General features: G+C 40.7%; 14 protein-coding genes. 10 read left to right on the top strand and 4 right to left on the bottom strand.

What is annotated here, in order from left to right; translation table 11 throughout:
* Positions 1-121: 121 nt before the first annotated feature.
* From IGI38_RS20980 to IGI38_RS20960, 5 genes are all read left to right on the top strand, one after another.
* Complete coding sequence (locus IGI38_RS20980) at positions 122-2086, top strand: DHH family phosphoesterase (RefSeq protein ID WP_438733860.1); 1965 nt, start codon at positions 122-124, stop codon at positions 2084-2086.
* Complete coding sequence (gene rplI, locus IGI38_RS20975) at positions 2083-2535, top strand: 50S ribosomal protein L9 (RefSeq protein WP_438733859.1); 453 nt, start codon at positions 2083-2085, stop codon at positions 2533-2535. Before IGI38_RS20980 ends, rplI begins: the two co-directional genes overlap by 4 nt.
* 127 nt (positions 2536-2662) lie before the next feature.
* Complete coding sequence (dnaB, locus tag IGI38_RS20970) at positions 2663-4024, top strand: replicative DNA helicase (RefSeq protein WP_438733858.1); 1362 nt, start codon at positions 2663-2665, stop codon at positions 4022-4024.
* Positions 4025-4344: 320 nt separating this feature from the next.
* Positions 4345-5637: an adenylosuccinate synthase gene (locus IGI38_RS20965; protein ID WP_438733857.1), complete on the top strand. Its 1293-nt coding sequence runs from the start codon at positions 4345-4347 to the stop codon at positions 5635-5637.
* Positions 5638-5712: 75 nt separating this feature from the next.
* Positions 5713-6579 (top strand): DegV family protein, encoded by an 867-nt coding sequence (locus IGI38_RS20960; protein ID WP_438733856.1) that lies wholly within the window; start codon positions 5713-5715, stop codon positions 6577-6579.
* 37 nt (positions 6580-6616) lie between these two features.
* On the opposite strand, the gene IGI38_RS20955 is transcribed toward IGI38_RS20960, so the two are convergent.
* Positions 6617-7510, bottom strand: a complete 894-nt coding sequence (locus IGI38_RS20955) for a LysR family transcriptional regulator (protein WP_438733854.1) — start codon at positions 7508-7510, stop codon at positions 6617-6619.
* Positions 7511-7632: 122 nt separating this feature from the next.
* On the opposite strand from IGI38_RS20955, the gene IGI38_RS20950 reads away from it, so the two are divergent.
* Together IGI38_RS20950 and IGI38_RS20945 are read left to right on the top strand one after the other, a co-directional pair.
* The gene (locus tag IGI38_RS20950) at positions 7633-9273 is read left to right on the top strand and encodes a malolactic enzyme (RefSeq protein ID WP_438733852.1); all 1641 of its coding nucleotides are present in this window, start codon (positions 7633-7635) and stop codon (positions 9271-9273) included.
* A gap of 39 nt (positions 9274-9312) precedes the next feature.
* Entirely contained in the window at positions 9313-10278 is a 966-nt protein-coding gene (locus tag IGI38_RS20945; protein WP_438733850.1) for an AEC family transporter, read from the top strand.
* Between the two features lie 53 nt (positions 10279-10331).
* On the opposite strand, the gene IGI38_RS20940 is transcribed toward IGI38_RS20945, so the two are convergent.
* Positions 10332-11951 (bottom strand): ABC-F family ATP-binding cassette domain-containing protein, encoded by a 1620-nt coding sequence (locus tag IGI38_RS20940; protein ID WP_438733849.1) that lies wholly within the window; start codon positions 11949-11951, stop codon positions 10332-10334.
* 138 nt (positions 11952-12089) lie between these two features.
* Here IGI38_RS20940 and IGI38_RS20935 point away from each other — a divergent pair, with 138 nt between their 5' ends.
* Positions 12090-12467: a PTS sugar transporter subunit IIA gene (locus IGI38_RS20935; protein WP_438733848.1), complete on the top strand. Its 378-nt coding sequence runs from the start codon at positions 12090-12092 to the stop codon at positions 12465-12467.
* Between the two features lie 79 nt (positions 12468-12546).
* On the opposite strand, the gene spxB is transcribed toward IGI38_RS20935, so the two are convergent.
* A complete protein-coding gene (gene spxB / locus IGI38_RS20930) occupies positions 12547-14268 on the bottom strand; it encodes a pyruvate oxidase (RefSeq protein WP_438733847.1) in 1722 nt (573 codons plus the stop codon).
* A gap of 287 nt (positions 14269-14555) precedes the next feature.
* Here spxB and IGI38_RS20925 point away from each other — a divergent pair, with 287 nt between their 5' ends.
* Positions 14556-15374: a ZIP family metal transporter gene (locus IGI38_RS20925; protein WP_438733846.1), complete on the top strand. Its 819-nt coding sequence runs from the start codon at positions 14556-14558 to the stop codon at positions 15372-15374.
* A 45-nt stretch (positions 15375-15419) separates the two neighbouring features.
* On the opposite strand, the gene IGI38_RS20920 is transcribed toward IGI38_RS20925, so the two are convergent.
* Positions 15420-15614 (bottom strand): hypothetical protein, encoded by a 195-nt coding sequence (locus IGI38_RS20920; protein WP_438733844.1) that lies wholly within the window; start codon positions 15612-15614, stop codon positions 15420-15422.
* A 311-nt stretch (positions 15615-15925) separates the two neighbouring features.
* Here IGI38_RS20920 and IGI38_RS20915 point away from each other — a divergent pair, with 311 nt between their 5' ends.
* Complete coding sequence (locus IGI38_RS20915; RefSeq protein ID WP_438733843.1) at positions 15926-16498, top strand: TMEM175 family protein; 573 nt, start codon at positions 15926-15928, stop codon at positions 16496-16498.
* The last annotated feature ends 4 nt before the right edge of the window (positions 16499-16502 follow it).

Raw genomic sequence — 16502 nt, 5'->3', positions numbered from 1 at the left:
CAAGAAAGTCGCTTGTCAAGGGAGATTGTGATAAAATTACACTGTTACAAGATCCTAGCTACATTGCTGAAAAACATAGCGATAGCGGAATGGACAAACAAAACCGAATTAGGAGGTATAGATGGAAAAGAATCTTCGAATAAAGGGATCCTTTTTCTTACTCTGTTTACTACTGATTCAATTAGCCGCAATTTTCTTGTTTCCTTTCACCTTTTTTACGGCAGGAATCGTTATACTAATTGATCTTTTATTATTGGTTTCTATGATTGTTTTACAGAAGCGTATTGAGATCAGTAATCAAAAGAAAATTCAATATGCTTCTCGACGTGCTCAAGAAGCTTTAGCTTATGTATCCGATGATATGCCTGTAGGAATTATTACATGGGATGAGAGCAATAGCTTTACTTGGACCAACCCGGCAATAACGGAAAGTGTCCAGCATTTATCGAAAGATGATCAACAAGATATGGTCAATGAATTGCTTCAACGTGCAGATAAAGGAAAAAGTATCTATAAGATTGGTAATGTACTCTATCACTTTGATTTGAATCGTGAAAAACGTGTTGCTTATTTAATTGATATCACAAAAGAATATGCATTAGAAAACAAAGAAAAACAACAACAAGCAGTTGTGGGGATTCTTTCAGTAGATAATTATGATGATGTGATTGATCGCCGAGATGATAAAGAGATATCTAATCTAAATTCATTCATTACAACGATCATTTCTGATTGGATGGATTCATATCGTATTTTTTATAAACGTGTAAATGCAGAACGTTTCTTCATCTTTGCTCGTTATGACGATTTGGAGAAAATGATTGAAAATAATTTTGATTTATTAGAGCACATCCGTGTTTCGGCTGGAAAACAAGACATGCTGATTACGGTTAGTATGGGAATCAGTTATGGGACGGAGTCATTGGAAGTGATTGGTGACGAAGCCCAAAACAACCTGGATATTGCATTAGTACGTGGCGGTGATCAAGTTGTTGTGAAGAATGCCGCGGAAGATCAAAAGCCCGTGTTTTATGGCGGAAAATCAGCCAGTGCAGCTAAGCGTACAAGGGTTCGTTCAAGGGCGATGTCAACGGCTTTGAAGAATGTCTTTAATCAGACAGGGAATGTCTTTGTGATGGGACATCGTTTTCCTGATATGGATGCGATAGGATCGGCTTTTGGCGTCGCTTGTTTAGCTCGTTATCATGATAAGAAAGTCCGAATAGTCATCAATGAAGAAGAGACGATACCTGATGTAGAACGTTGTTTGGAAGAGATTCATCAAAATGGAGAGCTGGAAGATCTTTTGATCTCTCCTGAGGCAGCAAAAAAGCAACGCAAAGCGGGAGATTTGTTAGTGATGGTAGATTATCATCGACCATCACTATCGATTGATCAAGAATTATATGAACAATTTGAAAACATTGTCATAATTGATCATCATCGAAGAGGAGAAGAATTTCCTGAGAAATCTTTATTGACCTATATTGAGTCTTCTGCGTCTTCTGCTTCAGAATTAGTAACAGAACTAATTCAATTTGAAAGTAATGAGCATCAAAAAATGAGCAAGATGGAGGCTACACTGTTACTTGCTGGAATCACCGTTGATACAAAGAACTTTGCTGTCAGAACAACTGCACGGACTTTCGATGTTGCTAGTTATTTAAAAACTTGTGGTGCAGATGCTTCTTTAGTACAATATTTATTGAGTACCGATATCCAATCATACTTGGAAATCAGTAAACTGGTGGGCGAGAGTGAATATGTTAAAGATGACATTGTTGTGGCTACTGGAACTGATGAGCAAGAGTACGATAGTGTAACGGCGGCTAAGACAGCTGATACATTGTTATCCATGGTGGATATCAATGCGGCATTTGTAATTATCAAACGAGTTGATGGCGTGATTGCGATTAGTGCACGCAGCTCTGGGACTATTAATGTCCAGACGGTTATGGAAGCATTGGGCGGAGGGGGACACTTCACTAATGCAGCGACTCAATTGAAAAATAGTACGATCGCTGAAGCAAAGAAACAGTTATTAGAGGCCATCAATGAACAGTTAATGGAGGGGACAGAAGAATGAAAGTAATTTTTTTAGATGATGTAAAAGGCAAGGGGAAAAAGGGCGATATCAAAGAGGTCCCTACAGGCTATGCCCAAAATTATTTATTAAAGAATAATTTGGCTAAAGAAGCTACGAAGAGCAGTATCTCTGAATTGAGTGGACAGAAGAAGGCTCAGGACAAAAAGGCGGCGGAAGTCTTAGCTGAAGCAAAAAAATTAGCAGAGTTTTTGGCAAAAGAAGATACGGTAGTAGAAATCAAGGCTAAGGGTGGCGAAGATGGACGTTTGTTTGGTTCGATCCCTTCTAAGCAAATTGCAGAAGGACTGAAGAAGCAATTTAAATTAAAAATTGATAAACGTAAAATTGAACTAGAAAACCCAATTCGTACACTTGGATACACAAAGGTTCCAGTAAAACTTCACACAGAAGTTGAAGGAATCATTAAAGTACACGTGGTGGAAGAATAATCTATTTAAACGAATAATTACAAGAGAGTATGAGAGTTCTTGAAATTAAGAGAATCCCTCATACTCTTTGTTGTATTTAACGGGCAGATTTTGTAAAATAGATGGACGAAGAGGAGCGTAAAAAGACATGAGCGAAATGTTACAAGATCGTGTGCCACCCCAAAGCATTGAAGCCGAGCAAGCGACTTTAGGTTCTATTTTTTTGGAAACAGATGCTTTGATCACGGCTATGGAGTACATAGTTCCAGAAGACTTTTATCGTCGCGGACATCAGTTGATTTTTCGCGGGATGATCCAATTAAATGATCGCAATGAAGCGATCGATGTTGTGACGGTTAAGGAATTATTGGAACAACAAAATCAGCTGGAAGATGCTGGTGGTCTAAGTTACTTATCTGAACTTGCTTTAAGCGTTCCGACGGCGGCCAATGTTGGGTATTATGCCAAAATTGTAGAAGAGAAATCGCTGTTGCGTAATTTGATTCAAGCGGCCACGAACATTGTGACCCAAGGTTTTGAGCAAGGAGACGACGTACAGACGATTTTAGACACTGCTGAACGGAATATCATGGAAGTATCAGAACGTCGCAATAAGAGCGGTTTTTTGACCATCAGTGAAGTGTTGAATACTGCCATTGAAAATATTGACCAATTGGCAAGAAATGATGAAGAAATTACTGGTTTGCCAACGGGATATGCAGCTTTAGATAAAATGACGGCTGGACTTCAAGCAGAGGAACTGATTATCTTGGCAGCACGTCCAGCGGTTGGGAAAACAGCCTTTGCTTTGAATATTGCCCAAAATGTCGGAACAAAAACAGATAAATCTGTTGCTATCTTTAGTTTGGAAATGGGAGCTGAATCACTGGTCAATCGGATGCTGTGTGCGGAGGGGTCGATCGAAGCGAGTCACTTGCGAACAGGGCAGCTGTCAGAAGAAGAATGGCAAAATCTAATCGTAGCGATGGGGAGCTTGTCACGATCGAATATTTTTATTGATGATACACCAGGGATCAAAATTTCTGAGATTCGAGCTAAATGCCATAAATTGGCGAAAGAAAAAGGGAATCTTGGTTTGATCTTGATTGACTATTTGCAATTAATTGAAGGAACAGGTCGGGAAAACCGTCAGCAAGAGGTATCTGAAATTTCACGACAACTGAAGAAGCTGGCCAAAGAATTGAAAGTTCCTATTATTGCCTTGTCACAGCTTTCTCGTGGTGTTGAACAACGTCAGGACAAACGACCAGTATTGAGTGATATTCGTGAATCAGGATCGATTGAACAAGATGCCGATATTGTAGCCTTCTTGTATCGCGATGACTATTATGAACGTGAAGGCGAAGAAGATGAGGAATCGATCGCAAATCGTAATGTAATCGAAGTTATCATTGAGAAAAACCGGAGTGGCGCACGTGGTACCGTGGAACTGCTCTTTATAAAGCAGTATAATAAGTTCTCGTCACTATCACCGAGAGAAGATTTCTAGCGCAAGTCTTGAACTTGCGCTTTTTTTTAGTTTTTCTTCACTTTTTAGCATGGTGAGAAAAGATACTAAGCCCGTACAAGATAACTGCTAATCACATTTTTCATGGTTTGTTTGGAATGAGAGGTGATCGGGCTAATTCGAGAAATTATTAAATGAGAGTATCCGAAATTTGAATCATTTTTTCTAGTATTCAAAAATAATGTTCGTAATTTGCCTTGTTTTTGTAATCTTTATCATCTAATATTCGAATTTTAATTGAAGTATAGCGCTATTCTTGATACAATGATTCAGGATTAAATAAAATAAAATGAGGTGTTCAGATGTCATCTGTAGTAGTTGTAGGGACGCAGTGGGGCGATGAAGGTAAAGGAAAAATCACGGATTTTTTAAGTGAGAATGCAGAAGTCATTGCTCGTTACCAAGGTGGAGACAATGCAGGTCATACAATCAAATTTGACAATGAAACATATAAATTACACTTGATTCCTTCTGGGATTTTCTACAAAGAAAAAATCAGTGTTATTGGAAATGGTGTGGTAGTCAATCCGAAATCGTTAGTAACGGAATTGGCTTATTTGCATGAACGAGGAGTTACGACAGATAATTTGCGAATTTCTGATCGTGCACATGTCATCTTGCCTTACCACATTAAATTAGATCAATTGCAAGAAGATGCAAAAGGCGAAAATAAAATCGGTACAACAATCAAGGGGATCGGACCGGCATACATGGATAAAGCAGCTCGTGTAGGGATTCGTGTGGCCGATTTATTGGATAAAGAAATTTTTGAAGAACGTTTGAAGATCAACTTGGAAGAAAAAAATCGTCAATTCGTTAAAATGTTTGATGACGAAGCGATGAACTTTGATGATATTTTTGAAGAGTATTATGAATATGGCCAACAAATCAAACAATATGTAACAGACACATCAGTCATCTTGAATGATGCGTTGGATCAAGGAAAACGTGTGCTATTTGAAGGCGCGCAGGGCGTGATGTTGGATATCGATCAAGGAACCTATCCATTTGTTACGTCATCTAATCCGGTTGCTGGCGGTGTAACGATCGGTAGCGGTGTTGGACCATCGAAGATCGACAAAGTCGTAGGAGTATGTAAAGCATATACTTCACGTGTCGGTGATGGCCCTTTCCCAACAGAATTATTTGATGACGTCGGCGGTCAGATCCGTGAAGTAGGTCGTGAATATGGAACGACAACAGGTCGTCCCCGTCGTGTTGGCTGGTTTGATTCGGTTGTGATGCGTCATTCAAAACGTGTTTCAGGCATTACCAATCTTTCTTTAAACTCGATCGATGTGCTGAGTGGATTAGAGACGGTCAAAATTTGTACGGCGTATGAATTAGATGGTGAATTGATCTATCATTATCCAGCAAGTTTGAAAGAATTGAATCGTTGCAAACCAGTTTATGAAGAATTGCCTGGTTGGAGCGAAGATATTACGGAATGTCGCGATTTAGCGGATTTGCCGGAGAATGCTCGGAATTATGTTCGTCGTGTCTCTGAACTCGTAGGTGTACGAATCTCAACCTTCTCTGTGGGACCAGACCGGATGCAAACGAATATTCTGGAAAGTGTTTGGGCTCAAATCTAACATATTATGAGACAAGCAACCAATTATCTAGTAGAATAGATTTACTAATAAGCGGGTGTTTGGAGGATTTTAAAAATGTATCAGATTCTGACAGATTCATGTTGCGATGTGCCTTATGAGTTATTAGATGAAAACAACGTTGATTTTATTTCGATGTACGTCACAATAGATGGCACAGAATTTGCTGATGACTTGGGTCGCAGTTTCAAGATTGATGATTTCTATCAACAAATTAAAAATGGTGCGATGCCAACAACATCACAAGTCAATGTTGGGCGTTATGTGGAATTTTTCCGCAGTTATGCTGAAAAAAAGATTCCTGTTTTGTATATCTGCTTTTCTTCTGGAATGAGCGGATCGTATCAAAGTGCGTTGCAGGCGTTGGAGCTTTTAAAGGAAGATTTGCCTGATGCGGAAGTTTATGTGGTAGATTCCCTGGCTGCCAGCGGCGGTGAAGGACTGATGGTCTACGAGGCAGCGCAAAAACAGCAAGCAGGAATGTCTCTAACTGATTTATACAATTGGTTAGAAGAAAACAAGTTAACGTATCATCACTGGGTAACGGTTGATGATTTGAATCATTTGCAACGTGGCGGGCGTATTTCTAAAACAAGTGCAGCGATTGGCGGATTGATGAATATCAAACCCATCATCACTGTTGATGTTGAAGGGAAGCTGCAAAATGTTGAAAAAGTGCGTGGGCGTAAAAAAGCTTTGCAACTAGTCGCTGACAAAATCAGTGAAGCGACCACGGACCCGGCAAATCAAACGATTTTTATCACAACGAGTGCCGATCAAGAAGGCGCGGAAGAAGTGAAGCGGCATTTAGAGGACAGTATACAGCCAAAAGAGGTTCGGATTTTTCCATTGGGAACAACAATCTCCAGCCATACTGGCTTAGGATGTATCGCAGTCTTTACTCGCGGCGACAAACGAAATTAATAAGTAAACGAGGAAATCTATTAGATTTCCTCGTTTTTTAGTAATCATTTTGCTGACTGAAACCTCGAATCAATTCAATTAATTGACCTCGAATCATTGAATCTAAAATCTGTTCACGTTGAACGAGTGAAATTATAAATGTTGGCTGAGGCTGATCGGTGATAGGAATCATGACCAAATTATCTTCCGGAGAGATCGCAAGTTCTGCTAAAAAACCAATGCCGATTTGTTCACGAATCATGCCTTTTAAAATATTCAGGTTGCTATTTTGATAAATAATCTGCGGTTCAAAATGGGCTTGTTGGGCCATTTTTTTAAAGGCGGTTGGATGAACGTAGTGCTCATTCAATAAGACAAAAGGCTCGTCTTTTAATTCAGCAAAGGAGATTTCTTTACGTTTAGCCAGCGGGTGATTCGGACTGACGACGATCATAAATCTTTTTTCGACCAAAATTTCACTAGTCAAATCGTCATCACGAATCGGTTGTGTTGAACCAAGCAGAGCAAGATCGATCTTCCCTCGACGTAAAAGACCATAAAGATCCCTTGATCCGCCATCAACTAAATGAATATGGCGCATCAAATTATTTTTGAAAAGGTAGGAAGAGAGTTTGGGAAAGTAAAAGTTTCCGATAATCGGCGGCAAGCCGAAGTCCAAAGTCTCTTCTTTTAGTCGATCAATTTCAGTCACAGCAATCGTTACTTCTTTCAAGATATTTGAGATGTGGCGAGAAAGAACAATTCCGGATTGAGTAATGATCAATTGTTTGTGGGATTGGTCACGATAAACCAGTTCGGTTCCAAGTTCTTCTTCTAGCCGTTTCACTGCATAAGTAATGGTTGGCTGGCTGACATGGAAGGCGTTCGCCACTTTGGTAAAGCTCTTTTCTCGTACTAAGCGTTGGAAATATTCTAGGTCTTTAAAGTTCATAAGCGTCTCCTCTTGTGAAGTCAGATTATCATATAAATAAAATTTATCCTAAGCTTTTGTTTTGACTATAGTTGGGGAGAGCGTGTATCGTCCTAACTGTAATCAACAAGGAGGAGAACAATATGAAAGGTCTCGAAAGAATAAATAATCCATTTTTGAATAAAGGAACTGCATTTACAAAGGAAGAACGGAAGCAATATGGCTTGACTGGCATGCTGCCTTCTAAAGTCCAAACATTGGAGGAGCAAGCAGAACAAACTTATGGTCAATATCAAAGTAAAACAACCAATTTAGAAAAACGTCTATTTCTAATGGAAATCTTCAATACGAATCGTACGTTGTTCTATAAAGTAATGGGACAACATGTCGTAGAATTTATGCCGATTGTTTATGATCCAACCGTGGCCGATTCCATTGAACAATACAATGAATTATTCGTTGAGCCGCAGGATGCCGCCTTCATTTCAATTGATGATCCAGCAAGTATCAAAGACAGTTTGAAAAATGCTGCTGCTGGTCGTGACATTCGATTGATCGTTGTGACAGATGCGGAAGGGATCTTAGGCATTGGTGATTGGGGCGTCAATGGTGTGGATATCGCCATCGGAAAATTGATGGTATACACTGCTGCTGCGGGTATCAATCCTGCCCAAGTTTTACCTGTATCCATTGATGCTGGTACAAATAATCAGGAGTTATTAAATGATCCTTTGTACTTAGGAAATAAACATGAACGAATCTATGGGGATAAGTATTATGAAGTGATCGATCAATTTGTTGAGGCTGTGGAAGAATTGTTCCCTGAAGTCTTGCTGCACTGGGAAGATTTTGGTCGTTCAAATGCAGCAAACATCTTAGAGAAATATCAAGACAAGATCACGACCTTCAATGATGATATCCAAGGAACAGGGATTGTCGTTTTAGCAGGTGTTTTAGGTGCTCTGAATATCTCGCAGGAAGAATTGACGAAACAAACAGTGATGACTTTTGGAGCAGGTACCGCAGGTGTTGGGATCGCCAACCAATTGCTAGATGAAATGAAACGCCAAGGATTGTCCGAAGAAGAAGCGCGGAAGCATTTCTATATGGTAGATAAACAAGGTGTCCTATTTGAAGATACTGAGGATTTAACCTCTGGTCAAAAAGGTTTCGTCCGTCAACGCAGCGAATTTACAAATGCGAATGAATTGACGACTTTAACAGCGGCTGTTAAAGCAATCCATCCTACGATCATTATTGGTACCTCGACCCAGCCAGGGGCCTTTACCGAAGAAATCGTACGAGAATTAGCCGCTAATACAGAACGTCCCATTATATTCCCATTGTCTAATCCTACGAAATTAGCTGAAGCAATGGCTGAAGATCTAATCAAATGGACAGATGGAAAAGCGTTGATTGGAACGGGGATTCCTGCTGACGATGTAAAATACAACGGTGTTACTTACCAAATCGGTCAAGCCAACAATGCGTTGATGTATCCTGGCTTAGGACTTGGCATCATCGCTTCAACAGCAACGCGTGTTAATGGAGAAATGTTGTCGCAGGCTAGTCATGCATTAGGAGGAATCGTTGATACAAGCAAACCAGGCGCCGCAGTTTTGCCGCCAGTATCAAAATTGACGGAGTTCTCCCAAACAATCGCAGAAATTGTTGTGAAGAGCGTGATTGAACAAAAATTGAATAAAGAAGAGATCAAAGACATCAAACAGGCTGTAGAAGAGATGAAATGGTATCCAGAATATCAAACGCTTGATGTTGATTAAAAGGATAAAAAGCTTTATTAAGCAAAAGGAGGAAGAAAGATGATTTTCTTTCAATCGATCCAAAGTGTTTTAAGTATCATTATTATGATTGCTTTAGGCTATATCTTGAAGAGACAAGGCTGGTTTGATGAAAGTTTCGGCAAAAGCATTTCGTCATTGATTACCCGTGTGGCGCTGCCAGCTTCGATCTTTGTGTCCGTACTAAAGAACTTAACAAAAGAAAGCTTGTTCCAACTATCGGGGAGTTTGATCTACCCAGTTGGAGCGGTTATTATCTCTTATGTCTTGGCCTATGCGTTAGTTAAAATTTTGAAGATTCGTCCAGGCCGCCGCGGGATATTCATGAATGCGGTCGTTAATGCCAACACGATATTCATTGGTTTGCCTTTAAATATCGCTCTGTTTGGTGAAAAATCATTGCCTTATTTCTTGGTTTATTATGTGACGAACACGGTTTCTACTTGGGCGTTTGGCGTATTCTTGATCTCGAATGATGATCCAACCAAAGTCAAAGGTGAAAGCAAAGCGAAACTAAACTGGAAGAAATTATTACCGCCGCCATTATTAGGTTTTATCGTAGCGATTCTCTTTTTATTGATCGGAATTCCTGTACCAAGCTTTATTAACGCGACACTCGGTTATGTAGGTAGTATTGTTACTCCGTTGTCCTTGCTCTATATCGGGATCGTCTTGTATGACGCTGGATTGAAGAGCATTCGTTTTGATCGCGATACGGTCGTAGCTTTACTGGGCCGTTTCGTTTTGGCACCGGCTGTTTTGATTGCCTTGATTGCTCTCGGGTCAAATGCCTTTGGAGTCAGCCTCGCACCGCTATTGAAACAAACGTTGATCGTTCAATCTGCGACCCCAATGCTGGCTGTCTTGCCGATCTTAGCGAATGAAGCGCATGGTGATGTTAAATATACTACGAATTTGGTAACAACTAGTACCGTACTATTTGTGTTCGTAGTTCCGATCTTGATGGAACTTGTGCAATTTATTTAATTTGCTTCCCCAATAGAAAAAGCATTCGCGATTTTTTTCGCGAATGCTTTTTTTTAATACAGATGACTTAATTGCTTTTGAACTTCCGGGTTTTCCAAGAATTCATCGTAAGTCGTTTCCGCACGGTCAACAACACCGTTTCCAGAAATAGCGATGACGCGGTTAGCGATCGTTTGGATGAACTGATGGTCATGAGAGGCGAATAAAAGCGAACCTTTATAAGCGATCAACCCATCATTCAATGCTGAGATCGATTCTAAATCTAAGTGATTGGTTGGATCATCCAAAACTAAAACATTGGATTTAGACAACATCAATTTCGAAAGCATACAACGAACTTTTTCACCACCGGATAAGACATTGACGGGTTTCATTACTTCGTCGCCAGAAAACAGCATACGGCCCAGGAAGCTGCGTAAGAATGTATTGTCATCTTCTTCTTTGCTGGCATATTGGCGTAACCAATCGAGGATCGGCATTTCACTGTCGAACTCTTTAGTAGTATCTTTTGGCAAATAAGCTTGGCTCGTCGTTACACCCCAGCGAACCGTACCTGTATCAGGTTCAAGATCGCCCATGATAACTTTAAATAAGGTAGTTGTTACTAAGTCACTCTCAGCAATAAAAGCTACTTTGTCATCACGATTCAAGGTGAAAGAGATATTATCTAAAATTTTCTTGCCGTCAATCGTCACGCTGACATTATCAACTTGCAGCAAGTCATTACCGATTTCCCGTTCTGGTTTGAATTGGACGAATGGGTAGCGGCGTGAAGAAGGCTGGATATCATCTAATGTGATCTTATCCAACATTTTTTTACGAGAAGTCGCTTGTTTTGATTTAGACGCGTTAGCGCTGAATCGAGCGATAAAATCTTGTAATTCTTTGATTTGCTCCTCTTTTTTAGCATTTTGCTGCGATTGTAATTTCGTTGCTAACTGGCTTGATTCTAACCAGAAGTCATAGTTTCCGACGTATAATTTGATTTTCCCGAAGTCTAAGTCTGCCATGTGTGTACACACTTTGTTTAAGAAGTGGCGGTCATGGGATACGACAATTACGGTATTATCAAAGTTGATCAAGAATTCTTCTAACCAGTTGATTGATTGGATGTCTAATCCATTCGTTGGCTCATCTAGTAAAAGAACGTCTGGTTTGCCGAAAAGAGATTGTGCTAGTAAGACTTTGATTTTTTGCCCAGCCGTCAGTTCGCTCATTTTTTGCTGGTGCAAGTCCTCAGGGATGTTTAGCCCTTGCAATAGGACGGCTGCTTCCGGCTCGGCTTCCCAGCCGTCAAGCTCGGCGAATTCGCCTTCAAGTTCTGCTGCGCGAATACCATCTTCATCAGAAAAATCTTCCTTCATATAAATGGCGTCTTTTTCTTGCATGACTTGGTATAAGCGTTCGTGGCCCATGATAACTGTTTCAAGAACGGTATATTCTTCAAAGTCAAAATGGTTTTGCTTTAGCACCGCCATCCGTTCATTGGGACCTAAGGCAACAGAGCCGGTAGAAGGCTGGATATCGCCTGCTAAAATCTTAAGAAAGGTTGATTTTCCGGCACCATTTGCCCCAATCAACCCATAACAATTGCCGGGAGTGAATTTAATATTTACGTCGTCAAATAATTTACGGTCAGGAAACTGTAAACTAACGTCACTTACTGTAATCAATGATTTTCCTCGCTTTATCAGTATTGGCGCAAGGCCTCTTTGCATTATATCGGGGAACATCTGAAGTTTCAAGCTTCCTAAAGAATTTACTTGGGATTAAAAATAGGATAGACTGAGAAATTGAAGGGATGTGTCAGTATGATCGGGATAATTATCGCGACCCACGACCATTTAGCGGACAGTCTGTTAAAAACAGCCGAGTCCATTCTAGGTGAGCAAAGCTGTGTGGAAACATTAAATATTGAGCCGGGAGCTACAGGACTGCAGGAAGAAATTGAAGATTACGCCAAAGAGCTATTGACGAAAGTTGATGAGCTGGTCTGGCTGATAGATATGTTTGGCGGAACACCATTTCGTTATGCTAGCTTTTGTGTAGTGAATGATTCGCGCCAGTCTTTAGTGACAGGGGTCAACTTGCCGATGGTCTTGCAGGCTTTGGTAAGTCGAGAGTTATCAGCAGATGAACTAACGAAACAATTAAAAACAGAAGCAAAACAAACGATTCGAAGAATGTAAAAAGGTTGTGCAAAAAAAAATTTTTGGCACAACCTTTTTTTGCAGTCTACATTGTTCAACCACATGAGCTGACGGTGCTTTATTTCAAAAGTTCACGCAAAGTAGGCATATCGTGAACGTGATATTTTTCTTTGAAGGCATTGATCTGTTCTGTGGAGAATTTTTCTGGGTCTAGTTCTAAGGCTTCAACAGGTAAAGGCCGTTCGTCCTTGATCTTAACATCAATCACGACAGGTCGTTTGCTGGCTTTCGCTGCTGTGAAAGCTGGTTCTAATTGGCTGTACTCAGTAATCGTAAACCCATCTGCACCAAGCGCTTCCCCAACTTTACCAAAATTGGCTCCTTCGAGAAAGACGCCAAATTTTTGTTGTTCAGTGTCTTCTTGTTCGGCTTCGATAAAGCCAAAAGCATTATTAGAGAAGACGACGTTGATGATCGGCAAATTGTATTTTACTTGCGTGATGATATCTTGCATTTGCATCGCAAAACCACCGTCACCACTAAAGGTAAAGACTTGTTTGTCAGGATAAGTTAATTGTGCCGCGATTCCGCCTGGGACACCGTTCCCCATGGTTGCGAACCAGCCAGACGTAGTAAATTGTTGTTCTCCGTTCATTTCTAGATGGCGAATCGCATTTAAGGTGACATTGCCGACATCGGCAACATAAACCGTATCTTTTTCTGCGATGCGATTTACTTCTTTGAAGACAGGTTCAGCTCGTAATGGTGTTGACTCGTCATCGTAAAAGCTCTTACGCCAAGCATGCCAATTACGGATGTTTTCTTGGTTGGCTTTCAACCAGGCATCGGCAGGGCGGGCTTTTCCAAGTTCGACCCAGCGGCGAAGAGCAGTCGCACCATCACCTAAAATAGATTGATCGACATTGTGGCGACGGCCAAACTTAGCGGCATCAATATCGACTTGGATGAATTTTGCATCCGGGTTGAAGAAATAACGGCCGAACGGAAAGTCGCTGCCGACAAATACGATCAGGTCTGCATCAGCTAATGCTTCATTCGCTGGCTTGGTTGCTACACGTGCTGCAAAACCTAGGAAGTTTTTATATAGATCAGGGACAATTCCTTTGGCTAGGACAGCTGCCGCGACGGGCATCGAGAAATGTTCAGCGAAGGATTTGATCGCATCAAAACCACCGCGTACCCCCTGACCAATATAAAGAACGGGTTGTTTCGCTGCTTCGATCAAAGGCAATGCTGCTTTTAGATCCGATTCATCAGGAAGCAGGACACCCGTTTTATGATTTTTCGCAGTTGCGATTTCGGTTTCTTCGATTTCCGCAAAACCAAAATCTACGGGGATCGTAACGACAGCTACACCGTTGCTTTGATAAGCTGCTTTGATTGCTTCATCGATCACATGCGGCAAGCTTTCGGAGGTCATTACTGTCCGGTTGTAAACACTAACATCCGCAAACATTGGATTTTCATTTAATTCTTGAAAAGAATTATAGTTCATGGCAGTGGAAGCCACTTGACCTAACAATGCCAGAACAGGAACATGATCCATTTGCGCATCGTAGAGTCCATTGATCAAGTGGCTGGCACCAGGACCAGCGGAACCAAAGACAGCTCCGATCTTACCAGTTAATTTTGCATCTGCTGCCGCAGCTAAAGCACCAGCTTCTTCATGGCGCACTTGGATATATTTAACAGTTTCACGTTCGTGGTATAAAGCATCCATTGTTGAATTGAATGAGCCGCCGGGAATTCCATAAATGTGATCGATTCCCCAGGCTTCTAAAACATTGACCATTGCGATTCCTGCATTAATTTTTGACATCTTTTTCACTCACTTTCTTTTTGTAAGTTTCCTACCAAAAAAGTATAACGCGTCTTAAAAAAACCAGCAAAGAAAGTGTCTCCAAAAGAAGTTTACAGGCTCACCTAAAACATGATAAGGTTATAGCAAATAAACGTTTTCAGGATACCAGTTTAATTTTGTCAGTTTCACCAAGTGAATTCAAACTATTTGTGAGGTATTGGTATCTCCTTAGGTTTGTTTATCGTGGAACTCTAGACTAATTTTTCTGAGAAACGGCTGATGGTGATAGGAAATAGGAGGAGCATATGGTTGGATGGCTACTTAGTTTAACTGCTTGGCAGCAAGCGTTAGTTGGAACACTGTTTACTTGGGGAATGACCGCTCTAGGTGCGGCATTGGTTTTCTTCTTTAAAAATATTAATCGAAATGTATTGAATCTAATGCTAGGTTTTGCTTCTGGCGTGATGATCGCGGCAAGTTTTTGGTCTTTATTGGACCCGGCGATCGCTGCTGCGGAGGAGAATGGGTCAATCCCTTGGCTAGTAGTAAGTCTAGGTTTTGGTCTGGGTGGATTGTTTCTTTATATAGCCGATAAAACGATTCCGCATATGCACTTTGGGCCGAATAAAGAAAAAGAAGGATTGCCTAGTCATTTGAAGCGGACGATTTTGCTGGTATTTTCGATTACCCTGCATAATATTCCCGAAGGACTAGCAGTCGGTGTTGCTTTTGGTGCAGCAAGCGAAGCGGCAAATCCAACGGCGGCAGTCCTAGCCGCTATCTCCGTATCGTTGGGGATCGGAATCCAAAACTTCCCCGAAGGTGCGGCTGTTTCGATTCCTTTGCGACAGGAAGGATTAAGTCGAACGAAATCATTCCTTTATGGGCAAGCATCAGGTCTTGTGGAACCAATCGCAGCTGTAATAGGAGCGCTCCTAGTGACAAGTGTTGAACCTTTGTTGCCCTATGCTTTATCGTTTGCAGCAGGGGCCATGATCTATGTTGTGGTAGAGGAATTAATCCCAGAAGCGCAAGCAACGACGGATAGTAAGCACCATTTCGGAGTGTTTGGTGCGATGTCTGGGTTTATTATCATGATGATTTTAGATGTAGCGTTGGGATAGAAAGATAAAACCGCCGAAAGCTCAGCTTTCGGCGGTTTTGTGTTTTTAATAGGTCCGTCTGCGACGTTTAGTCAGCCAGTTAACTAGGAAGTAAGCAATTGCTAATGGAATAGCAATTCTAAAGAACAAGCCAATCAAGCCCGATAGGATTGGACCAACAATACTTAAAATCAAACTAGCAACTAAGAAAAAGCCGACAACAGCTAAAATTCGTACAACCATAGGATATTCTTTCATCATTTTAAATTCCTTCTTTCCGTTTGTTTTATCTTAAACATAGTTTAGCAAACTATTTTCACGGTTACGTCCAACTTAAGACGTATTTATTGAAGATTTGACTGAATAAGCCGGTTTCAAATTGCAGTCAATAGATAAAATAGTTCAAGTTATCAAAGAAAAGAGGAATTGTAAGAGTCAAAAGATAACTAGGAATCGCTTTGAATCAAAAGAAATGACATAATTCTTGATATTTTATAGGTTCTTTTGTTTAATAGACTCACAGTAAATCAATGGATTTACTGTGAGTTTTTAATTGATTAGGAGCAAAAAAAATGTCGAAGTCACGAATTGAAGCTTTTACAGATGCGGTCATTGCTATTATTATGACTCTGCTAGTTTTAGAGTTACACGAACCAGGTGCTCCAACCTGGACGGCCTTTTTTGGTATGGGTCATAAATTTATCGTCTATCTGATTAGTTTTGTCAGTTTAGCGATCTATTGGAACAACCATCATCACCTTTTTCAACTAGTACGAAAAGTAGATGGTTGGGTATTATGGGCAAATAATTTCTTGATATTGATGATGACCCTCTTTCCGTATGTCACTGCTTGGGTCGGAGACTATCCTTTTTCTTGGGCGCCTCAAGCGTTGTATGGGTTGGTGACATTAGGAACGGATTTAGCCTACTATTTATTGGTCCGAGCATTAGTGCGGGCGAACGGAAAGGATTCTAAGGTCGGTCAATTATTCAGACATTATCCTAAATCATATTTATCGATCGGCTTAGCGATCGTCGCCTTGATACTAGGAAAATTGATTGCACCGATCGCGGTATTGATCGTCAATGTCTTGATTCTATTGATGTGGTTTATTCCGGAAAAATCCATTGAAAAGATTCTGTAAGAAA

The sequence above is a fragment of the Enterococcus sp. AZ128 genome (genome assembly GCF_051714485.1).
GTDB lineage: Bacteria > Bacillota > Bacilli > Lactobacillales > Enterococcaceae > Enterococcus_A.
This window is presented reverse-complemented; position numbering and strand designations above follow the sequence as displayed.